1 pseudogene is annotated in these 249 nt (G+C 41.0%); it reads left to right on the forward strand.

Annotated features, from left to right (window positions below):
- A pseudogene (locus B4H32_RS10495) lies at positions 1-170 on the forward strand (ferredoxin--NADP reductase); the annotation flags it as partial.
- Positions 171-249 lie beyond the last annotated feature (79 nt).

Genomic DNA, 249 nt, shown 5'->3' on the forward strand with positions numbered 1-249 from the left:
AAATCGGTTTACCACGTTTTAACCGTGAGACAGACCGTGCCATGCTCTGTGGTAGCCCAGCATTCCTGAAAGATGTGGCTGCCCTGCTTGATCAACATGGCCTGGTTGAATCACCACGTATGGGTGTTATGGGTGATTATGTGATTGAACGTGCTTTTGTAGAAAAATAACTTTTTCATGATGAACAAAAGAACCGAGGTAATACCTCGGTTTTTTATTTTAACTTTTATTTGAAATAGGCTTTGTTGC

The organism is Acinetobacter sp. UBA2063 (genome assembly GCF_002333245.1).
Classification (GTDB): Bacteria; Pseudomonadota; Gammaproteobacteria; order Pseudomonadales; family Moraxellaceae; genus Acinetobacter; species Acinetobacter parvus.